This window comes from Stenotrophomonas sp. STEN147, from assembly GCF_056757995.1.
In genome coordinates, this window is the sequence record NZ_JBRRCG010000011.1 from 50597 (window position 1) to 69910 (window position 19314).

Genomic DNA, 19314 nt, shown 5'->3' on the forward strand with positions numbered 1-19314 from the left:
TGTATGATGCGCGCCCATCTTTCCATCCGAATCAAGGGATATTAAGCCTGATGTCCAGCTACCTGTTCACCTCCGAATCGGTCTCCGAAGGCCATCCGGACAAGATTGCCGACCAGATCTCCGACGCGGTGCTGGACGCGATCCTGACCCAGGACCAGCGCGCCCGCGTGGCCTGCGAGACCATGGTCAAGACCGGTGTGGCCATTGTTGCCGGTGAGATCACCACCAGCGCCTGGATCGACCTCGAAGCGCTGACCCGCAAGGTCATCCTGGACATCGGCTATGACAGCTCCGACGTCGGCTTCGACGGCGCCACCTGCGGCGTGCTGAACCTGATCGGCAAGCAGTCGCCGCACATCGCCCAGGGCGTGGACCGCAAGAAGCCGGAAGAAATGGGCGCGGGCGACCAGGGCCTGATGTTCGGCTACGCCACCAACGAGACCGACAGCTACATGCCGGCCGCGATCCACCTGTCGCACCGCCTGGTCGAGCAGCAGGCCAAGATCCGCAAGAAGAAGAACTCGCCGCTGTCGTGGCTGCGCCCGGACGCCAAGAGCCAGGTCACCCTGCGCTACGAGAATGGCGAAGTGGCCGCCATCGACGCGGTGGTGCTGTCCACCCAGCACGCCCCGGGCATCAAGCAGAAGGACCTGATCGAGGCCGTCCGCGAAGAGATCATCAAGCCGGTGCTGCCGGCCAAGTGGCTGCACAAGGGCACCAAGTTCCACATCAACCCGACCGGCAAGTTCGAGATCGGCGGCCCGGTGGGCGACTGCGGCCTGACCGGCCGCAAGATCATCGTCGACACCTACGGCGGCTGGGCCCGTCACGGTGGCGGCGCGTTCTCCGGCAAGGATCCGTCCAAGGTTGACCGCTCGGCCGCCTACGCTGCCCGCTACGTCGCCAAGAACGTGGTTGCCGCCGGCCTGGCCGACCGCTGCGAAGTGCAGGTCTCCTACGCCATCGGCGTGGCCGAGCCGACCTCGATCTCGGTCACCACCTTCGGCACCGGCAAGATCAGCGACGACAAGATCGAGAAGCTGATCCGCAAGCACTTCGACCTGCGCCCGTACGGCATCATCAAGATGCTGGACCTGATCCACCCGATGTACCAGCAGACTGCGGCCTATGGCCACTTCGGCCGCAAGCCGAAGGAGTTCAGCTACCTCAACGGTGCCGGCGAGACGGTCAACGCCACGGCCTTCTCCTGGGAGAAGACCGATCGTGCCGCCGCCCTGCGCGCCGATGCGAAGCTGAAGTAAGAAACACGAAGGGCCGCGCAAGCGGCCCTTCTGCTTTCTGTAGAGCCGAGCCCATGCTCGGCTTTCTTTTGCCTGCGCCGAGAGCAGCCGAGCGCGGGCTCGGCTCCACACGAGCTGCGCCACGCCGATACAATCGCTGCATGTCGACCGAACTCAAAACCCACCAGCTGTCCATGACCGTGCTGATGTCGCCGGAGATGGCCAACTTCTCCGGCAAGGTCCACGGCGGCGCCATCCTGCGCCTGCTCGACCAGGTTGCCTACGCCTGCGCCAGCCGCTACGCCGGCAGCTACGTGGTCACCCTGTCGGTGGACCAGGTGATGTTCCGCCAGCCGATCGCGGTGGGCGAACTGGTGACATTCCTGGCCTCGGTGAACTACACCGGCACCTCGTCGATGGAGATCGGCATCAAGGTGGTGGCCGAGGACATCCTCAAGCGCAGCGTGCGCCACGCCAACAGTTGTTTCTTCACCATGGTGGCGGTGGACGAAGAGGGGCGGCCAACGCCGGTCCCCCCGCTGCAGCCCGCCAGTTCGGACGAAAAGCGCCGGCAGGCCGCCGCGCTGATCCGGCGCCAGCTGCGGCAGGAAATGGAGCAACGTCACCTGGAACTGCTGGCGTCCAATCCGCCTTCACCTGAAGAGTGAGAGCGTGCGGGGCAAGCCTCGCACCCACCGAGGCGGGTAGCGCCGGGCCATGCCCGGCGGATGCGGATCACCCGGTGTTCTGCACGCCCTGCGAGACACCATTCACGCAGGCCACCAGCGCGCGCAGCAGTTCTTCGTCCTCCCGCCCGCTTGCGCGCCAGCGCTGCAGCAGGTCCACCTGCAGCACGCTGATCGGATCGACATAGGGATTGCGCAGGCGGATCGACAGCGCCAGCCGCGCATCGTGCTCCAGCAAGGTCTGCTGGTCCATCAGTGCCAGCAGCCAGCGGCGGGTCAGCGCCAGTTCGTGCTGGATCTGCGGGAAAAAGCGCCCGTGCAGGTCACCGGAGAGACGCGAGAACTGTTCGGCGATGGTGATATCGCCCTTGGACAGCACCATTGCGATGTCGTCCAGGAAGGTGCGGAAGAACGGCCAGTCGCGCGCCATGTCGCGCAGGACGGGTTCATGGCCGGCATCCACCGCCGCCTGCAGGCCGCTGCCCACGCCATACCAGCCGGGAATCACCGCGCGGGCCTGGCTCCAGGCGAATACCCACGGGATCGCACGCAGGTTGCCCAGTGCCGCATCCTGGCCGAGACGACGCGACGGCCGTGAACCCAGCGTCATCCGCTCGATCACATCGATCGGCGTCGCCGTACGGAAGTAATCCATGAAACCGGCCTGGCCGACGAAGGCGCGATAGACCTCGCTGCTGGCCGTGGCGACCACGTCCATCACCGGCCGCCAGCCCTCCTCGCGGGGTTCCGCGGCACGCGGACGCAGACTGGCCCGCAGCACCGCACCGGTGGCCTGCTCGAGCGATCGCAGCGCCAGCGCGCGGATGCCGTACTTGCGGTGGATCACCTCGCCCTGCTCGGTCACGCGCAGGCGACCATCGATGCTGCCACGTGGCGACGCGTCCACCGCGTGCGTGGTCTTGCCGCCGCCCCGGCTGATCGAACCACCACGGCCGTGGAAGAAGGTCAGGCGGATGCCGGCCTCCGCCGCCACGTCCAGCAGTTCCACCTGCGCACGCTGCAGGCCCCAGCGCGAGGCGGCGATGCCGCCGTCCTTGCTGCTGTCGGAGTAACCCAGCATCACCATCTGCACATCACCGCGTGCCCGCAGATGAGCGCGATAGACCGGATCGGCCAGCAGGTCGCGCAGCGTCGCAGTACCGCGTTTGAGATCGTCCACCGTCTCGAACAGCGGTGCGATGTCCAGCGGCACCGCGCCGTCCTCGTCAGCCAATCCGCCGCGGCGCGCCAGCGCCAGCACGGCCAGCACATCGCTGCGGTCATGTGCCATCGAGATGATGTAGCTGCCCAGCGCCTCGCTGCCATGCCGCGCGCGCGCGTCGGCCAGCGCCGCGAACACCGCATCCAATCGCTGGTTGCCTTCGTCGTCGCCCACCGGCAGCGGCTGCTCGCCGCTGGCGTGTGGGCCGAGCAGGCCGGCGCGGGCCAATGTATCCATTCCTTCCCAGGCCGCTTCACCGCCCAGCACTGCCGCCAGCGCACGCGCATGCACGCTCGACTCCTGCCGCACGTCCAGCCGCGCCAGATGGAAGCCGAACGTCTTCACCCGCCACAACAGTCGCTGCACGGCGAATCCGCCGGCATGCTCGCCACGGTTGGCACGCAGGCTGTCGAGGATCAGCTGCAGATCGTCGATCAGCTCGTCCGGGCCTGCATAGGCCCCCTCTGCATCGTCCAGGGTGGCCTGCAGGCGTGCACGCATGCGGTCGTTGAGCAGCCGGTACGGCATGTCGGCGTGCCGCGGGCGCGACTGCACCTGCGGCAACAGCTGCTGGTAGTGCGACACGCGCGCCTGCAGCGCATTGCTCACCCCCACCCGCTCGGTGGACTGGCTGAGCAGGCTGGCCAGCTGCAGCAGTTCCTTCTGGTAGCGCCCCAGCACTGCCTGTCGCTGGGCATCGAGCGTGCTGCGGATGGTGCGGGCGTCCACGTTCGGGTTGCCGTCCATGTCGCCGCCCACCCATGTGCCGAAACGCAGCAGGCGCGGCAGCGCCAGTTCTTCGCCATAGGTATCACGCAGCGCCTGCTGCAGGGATTCGTACAGCACGGGTATCACCCGGTACAGCACCTGCACCAGATAGAAGCCGACATGCTCGCGCTCGTCATCGACCGTCGGCCGCACCGGCGAGGAGTCGGTGGTCTGCCAGGAAGCGGTCAGCGCCATGCGGAAGCGTGCAGCATCCGCTGCCGCCTCGCCCGGCGTGCGCTGGCCGTCGAGGTTGTCGACCAGGCTGGCCACCATCAGCTGCTCTTTCTCCAGCAGTGCGCGGCGCACGGCTTCGGTGGGATGCGCAGTGAACACCGGTTCGATATCGATGCGCGGCAGCCACTGCGCCAACTCATCCAGCGTCACGCCCTGCGCCTTCAGGTGCTGCAGCGCATCCTGCAGGCCATCCGGCTGCGGCGCGGCAGTACCGGCGCGCTGGTAGTCGCGGCGGCGGCGGATGCGGTGCACGCGCTCGGCGATGTTGACCACCTGGAAGTAGGTGCTGAACGCCCGCACCATCGTCTCGGCCTGCTGCGGCGTACGACCGGCCAGGCCTTCGGCCAGCTCCGACAGCGGCGCCTGGTTTTCGCGGCGGGCGATGGCCCGCGTGCGCACATCCTCGACATCGTCGAGGAAGGTTGCCGAAACCTGCTCGACCAGCAGGTCGCCGACCAGCGCGCCGAGCCGGCGCACGTCATCGCGGAGCGGAAGATCGGGAGAAGCGAACTCGATGCTGCTGCGGTACTCGTTCATCGGCGACGCACAGGCCTCGGTCAACGGATCCAGGATCCAAGCCTATCCCAGATCGTGGGCTGTGCTGCGATGCAGAAATGGTTTCATCTGCATGCAACGCCAGCGCTGCCGGTGTCGATTGCAGCCGGACCGGGGCGGCCCCCTCACAGGGGCCGCCGGCATGCACGTGTCAGCGCTTCTTCTTCGCCTTGCCGGAGGCTGCCGGGCCGATGGTCTGCTCCAGCCAGCGCTCGCTCTCGGCCAGCATGGTCATGATCGATTCGCGTGCACGATAGGCATGCGATTCGTTCGGCAGCATCACCAGGCGCGCCGTCCCTCCGAGTCCCTTCACCGCAGCGAACATGCGCTCGCTCTGCATCGGGAAGGTGCCGGAATTGTTGTCATCCACGCCGTGGATGAACAGGATCGGATCCTTGATCCGGTCCGCATAGTTGAACGGCGCCATCTTCTGATACACGTCCTGCGCCTGCCAGTAGTTGCGCTCTTCGGCCTGGAAGCCGAACGGCGTCAGCGTACGGTTGTAGGCACCACTGCGGGCGATGCCGGCCTTGAACAGGCGCGTATGCGCAAGCAGGTTCGCGGTCATGAACGCACCGTAGGAATGGCCACCGATGGCGATATGGTCGCGGTCGGTCACGCCACGGCGCACCACTTCGTCCACCGCAGCCTGGGCATTGGCCACCAGCTGTTCGATATAGGTGTCGTTGGGTTCCTTGTCACCCTCGCCGATGATCGGCATCGAAGGACTTGCCAGCACCACATAGCCCTTGGCCAGGAAGGCCTGCGGGCCCCAGTAGCTGATCGCGTTGAAACGGTACGGCGAATCGGTGACCTGGCTGGCGGCCGCGGCGCTCTTGAACTCGCCCGGGTAGGCCCACATCAGCAGCGGGCGCGGGCCGTCGCGCGTGGGATCGTAGCCCGGCGGCAGCAGCAGCGTGGCCGTGAGGTCCACGCCGTCGGCACGCTTGTAGCGGATCTGCTCCTTCTGCACGCCCTTGAGCTGCGGCAGCGGATGCGGGAAGTGGGTCAGCGCGCGCGGTGCCGCGCTGGCATCGGTGAGCGACTGCACATGGAAGTTGGTCGGCTCGTCCGGGCTTTCACGGCTCAGCAGCAGCGAGCTGCCCTGGTTGTCCAGCAATGCCACCGGCACCGAATAGTTCGGCGCCTGCGAGTGGAACAGGCGGGTGGCCTTTCCGCTGGCGATGTCGAAGCGGTCCACGAACGGACGGTCACCTTCCGGCGAAGCACCGGCACCGACCAGATACAGGCTGCCACCATCGGGGCTGGTCTGCAGCAGCGAGCGGCCGCGATCGTCGCTGGACAGCTGGGGCCGGCCCGGATCGGAATAGCGGTCCTGCGCATCACGATCCCACAGCAGGCGCGGCTCGGTACCGGCGTTGTCCGGGGCAATCAACCAGGTCTTGGTCCTGCGGGTCTTCCACCACGACTCGGTCAGCAGGGCCAGGTCGCCACGGCCCCAGCTGATGCCGGCCAGACGGCTGCCGAGCTGGGCCAGCGTCACCGGCGGCCTGTCGAACGGGGCGGCCTGCATCAGCACCGCGTCGCGCACCTTGGCGTCGCGGTTCGGATCACCACCGTCCTGGGCTTCGGCCCAGACCAGTGTGGCATCGGCATCGCCGCGCCAGCTGATGTCGCGCACGCCGGTCACTTCGGCGTCGTTGCCGGTCGGCAGGCCTTCCACCAGCGGGCGCACGGCCACGGTGTGCACCAGTTGGCCGCTGGCACGGTCCATCACTTCAATGCGGCGCGGGAAGCTGCTGACCGGCACCACATAGGAGTAAGGCCGCTGCACCGGCTGGCGCAGCACGAAGCGGCCATCCGGCGATACCGAGAAGCCCATGAAGATGCCCGCCGCGCCGATCGCGCGGGTGCGGCCATCCAGGCTGACTTCCATCGGCTGGGTGGTGGCGTAGTAGTCGAACTGGCGCGCGTCGGCCTCGTTCTTCAGCAGGTCCTGATAGGTACGGATCGACACCACGCCGCCGCCCTGGCTGGTCTGCTGCACGGCGGGGCCGGTGGGAATGCCGTCGGCGGCCGGGGCGGCGCCGAGGTTGGCCGGGCGGGTGAACACCACCAGACCGCGGCTGTCCGGCAACCACTGGTAGCCGCTGCCGATCACCGTGTTCAGGCCGGCGACCAGGCGACGGGCGCTGCCGGCGGCCACATCCACCAGCCACAATTCGTTGGCGCCGCTGGCGGCGTCGACCTGATTGAAGGCCAGCCACTTCTGGTCCGGCGACCAGGCCAGGCTGGCAATCGACAGCGTGCCCGGCAGGCCGCTGATCTGCCGCTCCCTGCCGTCGGCCACGTTCATCAGCCACAGCTTCTCGCCGAAGCTGAAACGGCTGTCGGAGAACGTGCGCGGGTTGATGCGCAGGCCCGCCAGCTTCAGTTCCGGCTGGGCCACCACCTGGATCGACGGCAGCGACGGCATCTGCATCAGCGCGGCCACATCGCGGCGCGGCGACAGGTACAGCGAGGGCGCACGCGGGGCGTCGACCACCGCCTGCAGCGCGGCCGAGGGCAGCTCGTAGCCATTTGCGCCCTGGGCCTGGGCCGCCGCGGGCTGCGGCACTGCCGCCCAGGCCAGCGGAGCCACCGCCAGCAGGGCCATGGACAGGACCAGGCCGGTCAAGCGCCGGTTGCGGCGTACATGCATGCTCATCGTTCCACCTGAGGGTGCGTTAAAACCCGACCTTAACAGTCCGTGCACAGGCGCCCATCTGCCGATGGTTGGGTCACGCCGATGAAACACCGGGCGCGCGATATAATGGCCGTTCTCCCCTCCCGAGGGGCGCTGCGACCGGACCCCCATGAGGCCGGCCAGGCTCGGTGAGGTGGCTCTGTAACAACGGCGCCCGGCTAGATGCGAGCACCCGCTCGCCCACAACCGGAGCTACTGCATGAACGCTGTTGCCAAGACCTTCTCCACCGAAGGCGATTACAAGATCCGCGACATCACCCTGGCCGACTGGGGCCGCAAGGAACTGGACATCGCCGAGCATGAAATGCCGGGCCTGATGTCGATCCGCCGCAAGTACCAGGCCGAGCTGCCGCTGAAGGGCGTGCGCGTGACCGGCTCGCTGCACATGACCATCCAGACCGCGGTGCTGATCGAAACGCTGAAGGACATCGGCGCCGACGTGCGCTGGGCCTCGTGCAACATCTTCTCGACCCAGGACCATGCGGCTGCGGCCATCGCCGCCACCGGCACCCCGGTGTTCGCCTGGAAGGGCGAGACCCTGGAAGAGTACTGGGACTGCACCCTGGACGCGCTGACCTTCACCCTGGCCGACGGCACCCTGACCGGTCCGGAGCTGGTGGTCGATGACGGTGGCGACGTCACCCTGCTGATCCACAAGGGCTACGAGCTGGAAAACGGCAGTGACTGGGTCAACACCGCCTCCTCCTCGCATGAGGAACAGGTCATCAAGAACCTGCTCAAGCGCGTGGCCAAGGAGCGCCCGGGTTACTGGGGCCGCGTGGTGAAGGACTGGAAGGGCGTCTCCGAAGAGACCACCACCGGCGTGCACCGCCTGTACCAGCTGGCCCAGGCCGGCACCCTGCTGATTCCGGCGATCAACGTCAACGACTCGGTCACCAAGAGCAAGTTCGACAACCTGTACGGCTGCCGCGAGTCGCTGGCCGATGGTCTGAAGCGCGCGATGGACGTGATGTTGGCCGGCAAGCTGGCCGTGGTCTGCGGTTACGGTGACGTCGGCAAGGGCTGCGCCGCCTCGCTGCGTGCCTACGGCGCACGCGTGGTCGTGACCGAGATCGATCCGATCTGCGCCCTGCAGGCAGCGATGGAAGGCTATGAAGTCAACACCATCGAATCGACCCTGGGCCGCGCCGACCTGTACGTCACCACCACCGGCAACAAGGACATCATCCGCATCGAGCACCTGAGCGCGATGAAGGACCAGGCCATCGTCTGCAACATCGGCCATTTCGACAACGAGATCCAGGTCGATGCGCTGGTGTCCTACCCGGGCATCAAGCACGTCAACATCAAGCCGCAGGTCGACAAGTATGTCTTCCCGAACGGCAATGCGATCTTCCTGCTGGCCGAGGGCCGCCTGGTGAATCTGGGCTGCGCCACCGGCCACCCGAGCTTCGTGATGTCCAACAGCTTCGCCAACCAGACCCTGGCACAGATCGACCTGTGGGCGAACAAGGACAACTACGAGAAGAAGGTCTACCTGCTGCCGAAGAAGCTGGACGAGGAAGTGGCACGCCTGCACCTGGAGAAGATCGGCGTGAAGCTGACCACCCTGACCCAGGAACAGGCCGACTACATCGGCGTGCCGGTGGAAGGCCCGTTCAAGCCGGACCACTACCGCTACTGATGCCGCGCCCGGGATAACGGAAGCAGAAAGAACGGGCGCCTTCGGGCGCCCGTTCTGCATTCGGCACGCCGGTAGCGCCGGCCCATGAGCATCCCGGTAGCGCCGGGCCATGCCCGGCGGGTACAAGGCGCCTTCTCATCGACACGCAGGCAATACGATCTCCACGCCACCGGGCATGGTCCGGCACTACCAGATCACGGCAACAGCCTCGGTCAAGGCAGCCGCGTCGCGCCGCGCTACGATGCGCCCATGACTCCGGCCATCACCCTGCTCAAGCGCGAGAAGATCGCCCACACCGTGCGCAGCTACGTGCACGATGCCCACGCCGAATCGTATGGTGGCGAGGCCGTCGACAAGCTGGGCCTCGACCCGGCACAGGTATTCAAGACCCTGCTGGCCAGCACCGAAACCCACGAGCTGCTGGTGGCGATCGTGCCGGTGGCCGGCCAGTTGGACCTGAAGGCGTTGGCGGAAGCAGCCGGCTGCCGGAAGTGTGAGATGGCCGCTGCCGATGCTGCCCAGCGCGCCACCGGCTACGTGGTCGGTGGCATCAGCCCGCTCGGGCAGAAGAAGCGCCTGCGCACGTTCCTGGATGCCAGTGCGCAGGTATTGCCCAGCCTGCATGTCAGCGCCGGGCGTCGTGGACTGGAAGTGGAACTGGCGCCGGCCGACCTGCTGCGCCTTACGGCCGGCCATTACGCCGCCATCGGCAAGGCCCGCTGATGCGCTGGCCGTGGTCCTCAGCGCCGATACCCCGGCTCGACGATGCACAGGCCGACGTGCTGCTGCAGGATCTGCTGTCGCGCGACGCCAGCCGCATCACTGACGCCGCGCGCACGGTTGCGCGGTTGTTCACCCCCTCCTCGCTGGAGGCCTTGGCATCGCACGCCGACCTGATCGAGCGACGCTGCCAGCCCATCGAACTCGGCGGCATGCTGGTCAGCAACCAGGCGCACCTGAAGGCGGCGCTGCGGCGATTGCGCTACTGGCAGGCGCGCGAGGGTTGCCTGTGCGCGCTCAACCCCACCTACCCGTTCTTCGATCCCCGGCGCCTGATTGAACAAGGCCACATGCAGTTGCTCTCGTTGCAGGAGGCCGAGGATGGGTGGGGCGATTGCCACACGGTCGCCTGTGCACACTGCGGCCAGCACTGGCAGGCAATCGACCGCGAATACCATTACCCGTGGTGGGAATGGCTTTCCGGCTGAGCGCGGCCGGATGCACCTGACCGGGCTTACGGCCGCCAGTTGGCGTTGTTCTCCCAGAACGCCACCGAACGCTGGTAGGCCTCACGGTCCAGCGGCACGCCGGAACCGCCCTCCTCCACACCGAGCGCATTGCGCATCATCGTGATCGGCGCCATCGGCACCTCCTCCGGTTCGGCAGTGTAGATGCAGCCGACGATGCCCCAGTCCGCATCAATCGGTGAGCCCTCTTTGGCCAGCTGCTCGGCGCTGTACAGGATCACCACCAGGTAGTTCGCGCGCGGCGATTCGACGCCTTCGAACCAACGCACGAGCACCGGCAGCTCATCGCGGTTGCGCGCTTCGTAGCCGCTGCGCAGCAGGTGGCGGTTGGCATCGGTGACCGGCACGGTCAGGCAGCGCGTGCTCGTCCAGTTCTCGTAGACGAACAGCTTGCAGAACGGCGCGTAGCCGTCGAGCACCTTCAGTGGCGCATGCGCATTGAGGTGGGCCTCGAACTGCTCGGCAGTGCAGTCCTGGATGGTGTTGCCGCGCGGCACGCGCGGGAACAGGCGGGGACGGGCGAAATCGGTAAGGACGATGGACATGGTGTGCGGCGTGATCAGGAACTCAGTGGCACAGGGTACCCGCCCTTCCCCCTTCGCGGCAGGCGCTTCACACATTCGTTGCACATCCATCTTGATGAAGCGATATACTGGTTCGCACCCGCCGCCATCGCCCGTGCCATGACCGCCATCAGCTTCGAGTTCTATCCGCCCAAGACCGACGAACAGCGCAGCCAGCTCGACCGTGCCGCGGCGAAGCTGAAGGACTACGCGCCCGAGTACGTGTCCTGTACGTTCGGCGCCGGTGGCTCGACCCTGAGCTACACCTCCGAGACCGTGCGCCATCTCAACCAGCACCACGGCTTCGAGGCGGCGCCTCATCTCTCCTGTGTCGGCGGCACCCGCCAGGAAATCCGCGAGCTGCTCAAGCTGTATCGCGCCATCGGCTGCCGCCGGCTGGTCGCACTGCGGGGTGACCTGCCCTCGGGCATGGGCTTTCCTGGCGACCTGCGCTACGCCGCCGAACTGATCGCCTTCATCCGTGCCGAACATGGCAATGCCTTCCGCATCGAGGTCGGTGCCTACCCCGAAACACATCCGCAGGCCTCCGATGCCCTGGCCGACCTGAAGCACTTCAAGGCCAAGATCGATGCCGGCGCCGACGCGGCGATCACCCAGTACTTCTTCAACCCCGACGCCTACTTCCACTTCGTGGATGAAGTGCGCCGGCTTGGCGTGGACGTGCCGATCACGCCCGGCATCATGCCGATCGCCAACTTCAGCCAGCTGCGCCGCTTCTCCGAGCAATGCGGCGCCGAGATCCCGCGCTGGATCGGCCGCAAGATGCAGGCCTACGGCGATGACGCGGCATCGGTGCGTGCGTTCGGCGCCGAAGTGGTGGCCAAGCTGTGCCAGCGCCTGATCGAAGGCGGCGCGCCGGGCCTGCACTTCTACACCCTGAACCTGGCCAAGCCGACGACGGCCGTGTTGAAACTGCTGCAGGGCTGAAAGCACGCTGCGCGCGTGCATTCGGCGCTACCCTGCGTCGATGAGATCCATTTCACTCCTGCTGCTGCCGCTGCTGCTGTCCGCTGCGCCCGGCGTTGCCCACGGCCAGGCCTCGCGCCTGAACCGCTGCACCGATGCACAAGGCCAGAGCGTCTACACCGACCGGCCCTGCGACAGCATCGGCGCGCGATCACGGCTGCCACCTCCCGCTCCTGCCGGCAACCACCTGCCGCAGGACTCGCTGGGGGCGCGCTGCCCGCGCCGCCTGAGCGAGCTGGTACAGGCCCTGCGCACCGGCATCACCGGCAACGACGTGAACCGCTTGTCCTCACTCTATCTCTGGGGGGCGGTGTCCGACGCGGGCGCGCAGCGCATCCTCGGCCAGCTGGAGTCGCTGGCGCGGCGGCCACTGGTGGACGTCGTGCCGGTCTATCCGCAGCAGGCACAGGCCGTTCTCCAGGACGAGGATCCTGCACTGGCCGGATCCGCGACCGAGCCCTCCGCATCGCGCCATCCCGTAGGCCTGCGGCTTGAGCAGACGCTGCCTGGCAGCGCCACCCGCGCCGCGACGGTGCTGGGACTGCGACGTCAGTACGGCTGTTTCTGGATCACATTGTGATCGCTAGGGGTCCGATCCCGGCAATGGGGTCAGAGCCCGGCTGCGCGGGGATCTGACCCCGCGAGCGTGCTCTACTCCGGCCACAGGCTGCGGATGGCGGCGATGCCCTGCCCACCATGGCGGCGCGCCTCAGCGACCTGGCCGCGTGCCATCCCACCCAGCGCGTAGATGGGCAGCGATACCTGTGCACGCAGGGCGGCAAACGCATCCCAGCCCAGCGGCGTTGCCTCGGGATGGCTGGCGGTCGCCTGCACCGGCCCAAGCACGGCGAAGTCGCATCCCAGCCGTTGTGCGGCCTGCAGCTGCTCAAGATCGTGGCAGGAGGCTCCCACCAGCTGCCCATCCGGCAACGGTCGCGCCTGCAGGGACAACAGCTGTTCGCTGCCCAGATGCACGCCGACACCCAGCGCGCGCGCCAGTTCGATATCGCGGTTCAGCAGCCACTGCACCCCGCGCCGGTGCGCGCTCAGCGCCTGCTCGATCAGGGCCTGACGGCGAGGATGCTGCAGCGGCAGGCGCAGCTGGATGCGCTGCTGGCCGCCACTGACCGCGCGCTGCAGCCGTTCCTGCCACTGCCGTTGACCGGCATCGTCCTCACCCGGTGCAGGGGTGACCAGGTAGCAGTCGGGCTCGCGCAGTGCCGCCACCACCGGCAGGTCGGCCGGCGGCATCGAGTAGCGTCCGAGCTTGTCCTGCGCGACCCAGGTGATGGCCTGGCCTTCGCGACCGCGCGGCGTGCCCTTCCAGCTGCGGACGTGCCGCACCTCCAGCGTCAGGTGCTTGTCCGGGTACCGCTGCGGCACGTCCATGATCCAGTCGCCGACCTCGGCCTCGATGCCCAGTTCCTCGCGCAGTTCACGCACCAGGGCCTGCGCGGAGGTTTCGCCCGCTTCGCGCTTGCCGCCGGGGAACTCCCACAGGCCGGCCATGTCGCGGTTCTCGGTACGACGGTTGAGCAGCACGCGGCCACGGGCGTCGGTGATGACGGCCGCCACGACATGGATCGATCGGGTGGGGGAAGGCATGCAGGGAGCATGCCTACAACAGGGGGACCGGCGCAATCGCGGATCGCGTACTTTCCTGCCCCATAACGGGAGAGCCCCGCTTCCGCGGGGCTCTCTGGCCGGTCAGCTCAGCTGGCCGTGGCAGTGCTTGTACTTCTTGCCACTGCCGCACGGGCACGGATCGTTGCGGCCGATCTTGGCTTCTTCGCGCTGCACCTGGGCCACGCCCTGCTGTGCGGCCTGCACCTGCGCCGCTTCCTCGTCGGCGCTGTAGCCGCCGGCGTCCTGGTGCTGGAACTGCGACTGGCGCAGGCGTGCTTCGACCTGCTGGCGCTCGGCCGCTTCCAGTGCCTGCACTTCCTCGTCGCTGCGGATGCGCACGCGGGCGAGCAGGGTCACCACTTCGCGCTTGACGTTCTCCAGCATGTCCGAGAACAGCTCGAAGGCTTCCTTCTTGTACTCCTGCTTCGGCTGCTTCTGCGCGTAACCCCGCAGGTAGATGCCCTGGCGCAGGTAGTCCATGCGTGCCAGGTGCTCCTTCCAGCTCTGGTCCAGCACGGTCAGCATCACGTGCTTTTCCAGCGCGCGCATGGTCTCGTCGCCGACGCTGGCTTCCTTCTCGGCGAAGTGCTGGTTGACGCGCTCCTGCACCTTGGCGGCGATGGTTTCGGCGTCCAGTTCCTCGTGCGACTTGACCAGGTCGGTCAGCGACATCTGCAGGCCGAACTCCGACTCCAGGGTCGCTTCCAGGCCACGCAGGTCCCACTGCTCGTCCACCGAGTTCGGCGGCACGAAACGCGCAACGATGTCGAAGACGACGTCGTCGCGGATGCCATCGACGTTCTCCTTCACCGATTCGGCGTCCAGCAGTTCATCGCGCTGGGCGTAGATGACCTTGCGCTGGTCGTTGTTGACGTCGTCGAAGTCCAGCAGGTTCTTGCGGATGTCGAAGTTGTGGGCCTCGACCTTGCGCTGCGCCTTCTCGATCTGGCGGCTGACCAGGCGGTCCTCGATGACGTCGTCTTCCTTCATGCCCATCATGCGCATGGCCTTCTGCACCCAGTCGGAGGCGAAGATGCGCATCAGGTTGTCTTCCAGCGACAGGTAGAAGCGGGACGAACCCGGGTCGCCCTGGCGGCCCGAACGGCCACGCAGCTGGTTGTCGATACGACGCGATTCATGGCGCTCGGTGCCGACGATGTGCAGGCCGCCTGCCGCCTTCACTGCTTCGTGGCGCTGCTGCCAGTCGGCCTTGATCGCCGCCTTCTGTTCATCGGTGGCATCCTCGCCCAGCGCATGCAGCTCGGCTTCCAGCGAACCACCGAGCACGATGTCGGTACCACGACCGGCCATGTTGGTAGCGATGGTCACCGCACCGGGGCGACCGGCATTGGCGACGATGGTCGCTTCGCGGTCGTGCTGCTTGGCGTTGAGCACTTCGTGCTTCACGCCCGCCTTGCGCAGGTGCTCGGACAGCATTTCCGAGGTTTCGATCGAGGTGGTACCCACCAGCACCGGCTGGCCGCGCTTGGCGCATTCCTCGATGTCGGCCAGCACCGCGTTGAACTTGCCCTTGCGGTTGAGGAACACCTGGTCCGGGCTGTCCTTGCGGATGGTCGGGCGGTTGGTCGGGATCACCACCACTTCCAGGCCGTAGATGCTCTGGAACTCGAATGCTTCGGTATCGGCCGTACCGGTCATGCCGGACAGCTTCTTGTACATGCGGAACAGGTTCTGGAAGGTAATGCTGGCCAGCGTCTGGTTCTCACGCTGCACCGGCACGCCTTCCTTCGCCTCCACCGCCTGGTGCAGGCCGTCGGACCAGCGGCGACCGGCCAGGGTACGGCCGGTGAACTCGTCCACGATCACCACTTCACCATCGCGCACGATGTAGTCCACGTCACGCTGGTAGATGGCGTGCGCGCGCAGGGCGGCGTTGAGGTGGTGGACCACGGTCAGGTTCTGCGCCGCGTACAGGCCTTCGGTGTCGCCGTTGAGGATGCCGGCCTCGACCAGCAGCTGTTCGGCGTGCTCCATGCCCGCTTCGGACAGGTGCACCTGCTTGCCCTTCTCGTCGACCCAGAAGTCGCCCTCGCCGTCTTCCACTTCCTGCTTGACCAGGTTCGGCACGATGCGGTTGACGCGGATGTACAGCTCCGGCGAATCGTCGGCCGGGCCGGAGATGATCAGCGGGGTGCGTGCTTCGTCGATCAGGATGGAGTCGACTTCGTCGACGATGGCGTAGTGCAGGCCGCGCTGGTAGCGATCGGCCTTGGACAGCGCCATGTTGTCGCGCAGGTAGTCGAAACCGAATTCGTTGTTGGTGCCGTAGGTGATGTCGGCGGAATAGGCTTCGCGCTTGTCGCTGTGCGGCATGCCCGGATACACCACGCCCACGCTCAGGCCCAGCCAGTTGTACAGCTTGCCCATCTGCGCGGCATCGCGGCGGGCCAGGTAGTCGTTCACGGTGACCACGTGCACGCCCTTGCCTTCCAGCGCGTTGAGGTACACCGGCAGCGTGGCCACCAGGGTCTTGCCTTCACCGGTACGCATTTCGGCGATCTTGCCCAGGTGCAGGACCATGCCGCCGATCAGCTGCACGTCGTAGTGGCGCATGCCGAGCACGCGGCGACCGGCTTCGCGGCAGACCGCGAATGCTTCCGGCAGGACCTTGTCCAGGGCCTCACCGCCGGCGATGCGCTGCTTGAACTCCGGCGTCTTGGCCTGCAGCTGCTCGTCGGAAAGCTTCTCGATCTCCGGCTCCAGCGCATTGATCTTGGCGACGATGCGGTTGAGCTGGCGCAGCTGTCGTTCGTTACGACTGCCAAATACGCGGGTAAGCAGGCTGTTGATCATTGAAGGAACCGGGTTGGATGGACACGACGCCCGGCCTTCCCTGGGGAATCCGTCCGCCGCAAACGAAACAGGGCGCTTGGCGCCCTGTCGATGGCAACACCCATTGTAGCTTGGGACGGCCGGGAGGGGTTTCAAGCGTCCCGTGCGGCGTGATCGGCCCGGATCCGGCAAACCGGGGGTGAGCAAAGGGGTCAGATCCCTTTCGCCGTGGCGAAAGGATCTGACCCCAAGGAGGGTGGCGCCGGGCCATGCCCGGCGCTGGAATCAGCCGCGGCTGATACGGCCGACCGGCGTGTTGCCGCCGTCGCCGAGGAACTTGCGCGGGTTGACCACGTTGCCGTTTTCCCAGACCTCGAAGTGCACGTGGGCGCCGGTGGAGCGACCGGTGGAACCGGCCTTGGCCACTTCCTGGCCGGCACGGACCAGATCGCCGACCTTCACCACCAGGCGCGAATTGTGCGCGTAGCGGGTGACGTAGCCGTTGCCATGGTCGACATCGACGACGTTGCCGTAGCCGCCCTTGACGCCGGAGAAGCTGACCACGCCATCGGCCACGGCCATGACCGGATCGCCGACCCGGGCGTGGAAGTCCATGCCCTTGTGGGTGGCGGCACCGCGGCCGAAGGGATCGGCGCGGGTGCCGAAGCCGGACGTGACATAGCTGTTGCGGATCGGCATGCGCGAAGGCACGGCGTTCTGCTGCAGCTGGTGATCGAACATCAACGATTCCATCACCGACAGCTGGCGGCCTGAAGCAGCGAAACGCTGCTCCAGCACCTGTAAGTCGGCGTTGACATCCTTGACCGGGATGTCCGAGGTCGGGCCGCCGGCATCGCCGTCACCCAGGCCGGGAGTTTCGTTGAAGTCGAACTCGCCATCTTCCAGCTTGCCCATCTGGGTCAGCCGTTCGCCCAGGGCGTTGAGGCGGGTGGCCTGCGCCTGCAGCTCGCCGAGGCGGGCCGCCAGCGCGTTGACCTGGGTCTGCGCATCGCGCTGGACCTTGGCCAGTTCAGCCTCCTGGCGGTCGACCTTGGCCTGCAGCCGCGAATCGTTGAACGCGTTGGCGCCGATTCCGCCTGCAAAGCCGATAATGCAGCCTACCCCGAGCACGCTGCCCAGCAGGGCACGGGGGCGGTCCTCGAAATAGAACCGCAAACGCGTTAGCGCCGATTTGGCCTGACCTTCACGCGTTTTGATTACGATCTTTTTGAATGCCATCAGTGAGTTTTCATGTCTGAGCCGAAATCCAGCGTTCGCCCCGCTTCCGTGCCGAAACCGGCACTGGATGCGGTGATGGCGGACAAAAGCGGGAACCCGCTGCGGCGTGCCTTGTGGCTCGACGCGCTGGACCGTCAGTTGCGCCCCCAGTTGCCGCCACCTCTGCGCAGCCGTTGCCGGCTGGCCAATGTGGACGGGGAACACCTCGTTTTTCTCGTCGAGTCCCCGGTCTGGCATGCCAAGTTCCGGCTTGCCGAGGCCCAGCTTCTCGACGCGGCCCGGTCCATCGGGCTGAAGGCCACCAGGGTGACCATCAAGACTGCGTCCACCACTCCCTCACGCTCCCCAGCGATCGACAACCGGAATGGCCCCCACGCAGTTTCAGCCGCCACGCACAAAGGGCTACGCGACGCCTTGGCAGCCCTGCAGGATGTTCCTTCGAAGCCGAAGAAGCGGTCCTGAGGACAACAGAGCTTCCTGCTCCGCTCCCCGTCGCGCGTGTCACCGCAGCGTGAAACATTTCGGGGGCCGGGTCGCATCCTAGCGGTCCCCGGTGGGCCTGTCGTTAGATTGTTGTTAAAACAACGTTAAATTCAGGCTTCCGATCCAACAGGTTCACGAAACCGTGACGTCAGACCGACAGTCGCGTTACCTGCTGGGTCGTATCCGTCACAGCCTCCAGAAATGCGGACGCCGCCCTGAGAGGCGGCGTTTTTTCCTAACAATTCAAAACGTTAGCTGGATCAGGCGTAAGCCGGCGTGGCGTACTCGACTGGATCCGGTACCGCCGGCGAGTCATAGCTGACCCACTCCCACGCGCTGGCATCGGCCATCAGCGCGCGCACCAGCTTGTTGTTGAGCGCGTGACCGGACTTGAAGCCCTCGTAGGCGCCCAGCACCTGGCCACCGGCGAGGTAGAGGTCGCCGATCGCATCCAGGATCTTGTGGCGCACGAATTCGTCGGCATAGCGCAGCCCGTCTTCGTTGAGCACGCGGAACTCGTCAAGCACGATGGCGTTGTCCATCGACCCGCCCAGGCCCAGATTGCGTTCACGCATGTACTCCAGGTCGCGCATGAAGCCAAAGGTACGCGCGCGGGAGATTTCCTTGGTGTACGCCAGCGTGGAGAATTCGATTTCCTGGCGTGACTGCTTGGCCGGGATCATCGGGTGGTCGAACTGGATGGTGAAGCCCAGCTTGTACCCTTCGTAGGGCGTGAAGCGGGCCACCTTGTCACCCTCGGTCACTTCCACGGTCTTGAGCACGCGGATGAAGCGCTTGGGCGCATCCTGTTCCACGATGCCTGCCGACTGCAGCAGGAACACGAACGGGCCGGCCGAACCGTCCATGATCGGCAGCTCGGCCGAGGACAGCTCAACGATGATGTTGTCCACACCCAGGCCGGCCAGAGCCGACATCAGGTGCTCAACGGTCTGGACCTTGGCGTCGTTGCAGGTCAGGCCGGTGCACAGGGTCACTTCGGTGACCAGCTCCGCCTTGGCCGGCACTTCCACCACCGGATCCAGATCCACGCGGCGGAACACGATGCCGTGGTTGACCGGTGCCGGGCGCAGGGTCATGTAGACCTTGTCGCCGCTGTGCAGGCCAACGCCGGTGGCGCGGATCGTGTTCTTGAGGGTGCGTTGCTGGATCATGGGGGCAGACCGGAAGTGACACACTAGATTAACACGCGCACTCCCCTACCCCGGCTGAAACGGCGGCAGGACACACCGGCGCGCGGGTGGGACACGCGTGAAGGGCCGCCGGGCCTATCCTGGCCCGGCGCCCGCACTTCAGGACA

General features: G+C 66.5%; 15 protein-coding genes and 1 riboswitch. Of the genes, 8 read left to right on the top strand and 7 right to left on the bottom strand.

Annotated elements, in window-relative coordinates; genetic code table 11:
* The first annotated feature begins 50 nt into the window (after positions 1 to 50).
* Entirely contained in the window at positions 51 to 1262 is a 1212-nt protein-coding gene (metK, locus tag ACVOKU_RS12260; protein WP_053516433.1) for a methionine adenosyltransferase, read from the top strand.
* A 140-nt stretch (positions 1263 to 1402) separates the two neighbouring features.
* Positions 1403 to 1909 carry an acyl-CoA thioesterase gene (locus tag ACVOKU_RS12265; RefSeq protein WP_053516435.1) on the top strand — a complete coding sequence of 169 codons (507 nt, stop codon included), beginning with the start codon at positions 1403 to 1405 and terminating at the stop codon, positions 1907 to 1909.
* Positions 1910 to 1976: 67 nt separating this feature from the next.
* Here ACVOKU_RS12265 and ppc read toward each other — a convergent pair whose 3' ends face one another.
* On the bottom strand, positions 1977 to 4688 hold the full coding sequence (ppc, locus tag ACVOKU_RS12270; RefSeq protein ID WP_481560086.1) for a phosphoenolpyruvate carboxylase: 2712 nt from the start codon (positions 4686 to 4688) through the stop codon (positions 1977 to 1979).
* Between the two features lie 169 nt (positions 4689 to 4857).
* Positions 4858 to 7374 carry a S9 family peptidase gene (locus ACVOKU_RS12275; protein WP_481560050.1) on the bottom strand — a complete coding sequence of 839 codons (2517 nt, stop codon included), beginning with the start codon at positions 7372 to 7374 and terminating at the stop codon, positions 4858 to 4860.
* A 118-nt stretch (positions 7375 to 7492) separates the two neighbouring features.
* Positions 7493 to 7576, top strand: a riboswitch (S-adenosyl-L-homocysteine riboswitch).
* 36 nt (positions 7577 to 7612) lie between these two features.
* Between ACVOKU_RS12275 and ahcY the strand changes: the two genes are divergently transcribed.
* The 3 genes from ahcY (at position 7613) to ACVOKU_RS12290 (ending at position 10266) form a co-directional block, all read left to right on the top strand.
* Positions 7613 to 9058, top strand: a complete 1446-nt coding sequence (ahcY, locus tag ACVOKU_RS12280) for an adenosylhomocysteinase (RefSeq protein WP_053516439.1) — start codon at positions 7613 to 7615, stop codon at positions 9056 to 9058.
* 249 nt (positions 9059 to 9307) lie between these two features.
* Positions 9308 to 9781, top strand: a complete 474-nt coding sequence (ybaK, locus tag ACVOKU_RS12285) for a Cys-tRNA(Pro) deacylase (protein WP_053516440.1) — start codon at positions 9308 to 9310, stop codon at positions 9779 to 9781.
* Positions 9781 to 10266 (top strand): hypothetical protein, encoded by a 486-nt coding sequence (locus tag ACVOKU_RS12290; protein ID WP_053516441.1) that lies wholly within the window; start codon positions 9781 to 9783, stop codon positions 10264 to 10266. Before ybaK ends, ACVOKU_RS12290 begins: the two co-directional genes overlap by 1 nt.
* A gap of 26 nt (positions 10267 to 10292) precedes the next feature.
* On the opposite strand, the gene ACVOKU_RS12295 is transcribed toward ACVOKU_RS12290, so the two are convergent.
* Positions 10293 to 10850, bottom strand: a complete 558-nt coding sequence (locus tag ACVOKU_RS12295) for a DUF3228 family protein (RefSeq protein WP_065182799.1) — start codon at positions 10848 to 10850, stop codon at positions 10293 to 10295.
* A 138-nt stretch (positions 10851 to 10988) separates the two neighbouring features.
* Between ACVOKU_RS12295 and metF the strand changes: the two genes are divergently transcribed.
* A complete protein-coding gene (metF, locus tag ACVOKU_RS12300; RefSeq protein WP_053516480.1) occupies positions 10989 to 11816 on the top strand; it encodes a methylenetetrahydrofolate reductase [NAD(P)H] in 828 nt (275 codons plus the stop codon).
* A gap of 40 nt (positions 11817 to 11856) precedes the next feature.
* Positions 11857 to 12435 (top strand): DUF4124 domain-containing protein, encoded by a 579-nt coding sequence (locus ACVOKU_RS12305; RefSeq protein ID WP_065175808.1) that lies wholly within the window; start codon positions 11857 to 11859, stop codon positions 12433 to 12435.
* 71 nt (positions 12436 to 12506) lie between these two features.
* Here ACVOKU_RS12305 and ACVOKU_RS12310 read toward each other — a convergent pair whose 3' ends face one another.
* From ACVOKU_RS12310 to ACVOKU_RS12320, 3 genes are all read right to left on the bottom strand, one after another.
* Positions 12507 to 13460, bottom strand: a complete 954-nt coding sequence (locus tag ACVOKU_RS12310) for a Nudix family hydrolase (protein WP_481560051.1) — start codon at positions 13458 to 13460, stop codon at positions 12507 to 12509.
* Between the two features lie 102 nt (positions 13461 to 13562).
* On the bottom strand, positions 13563 to 16295 hold the full coding sequence (gene secA, locus ACVOKU_RS12315; protein ID WP_053516445.1) for a preprotein translocase subunit SecA: 2733 nt from the start codon (positions 16293 to 16295) through the stop codon (positions 13563 to 13565).
* A gap of 264 nt (positions 16296 to 16559) precedes the next feature.
* Complete coding sequence (locus tag ACVOKU_RS12320) at positions 16560 to 17513, bottom strand: M23 family metallopeptidase (protein WP_053516446.1); 954 nt, start codon at positions 17511 to 17513, stop codon at positions 16560 to 16562.
* A 12-nt stretch (positions 17514 to 17525) separates the two neighbouring features.
* On the opposite strand from ACVOKU_RS12320, the gene ACVOKU_RS12325 reads away from it, so the two are divergent.
* The gene (locus ACVOKU_RS12325; RefSeq protein ID WP_053516447.1) at positions 17526 to 17975 is read left to right on the top strand and encodes a DciA family protein; all 450 of its coding nucleotides are present in this window, start codon (positions 17526 to 17528) and stop codon (positions 17973 to 17975) included.
* A gap of 281 nt (positions 17976 to 18256) precedes the next feature.
* Here ACVOKU_RS12325 and lpxC read toward each other — a convergent pair whose 3' ends face one another.
* Complete coding sequence (lpxC, locus tag ACVOKU_RS12330) at positions 18257 to 19168, bottom strand: UDP-3-O-acyl-N-acetylglucosamine deacetylase (RefSeq protein WP_053516449.1); 912 nt, start codon at positions 19166 to 19168, stop codon at positions 18257 to 18259.
* Positions 19169 to 19314: the final 146 nt, after the last annotated feature.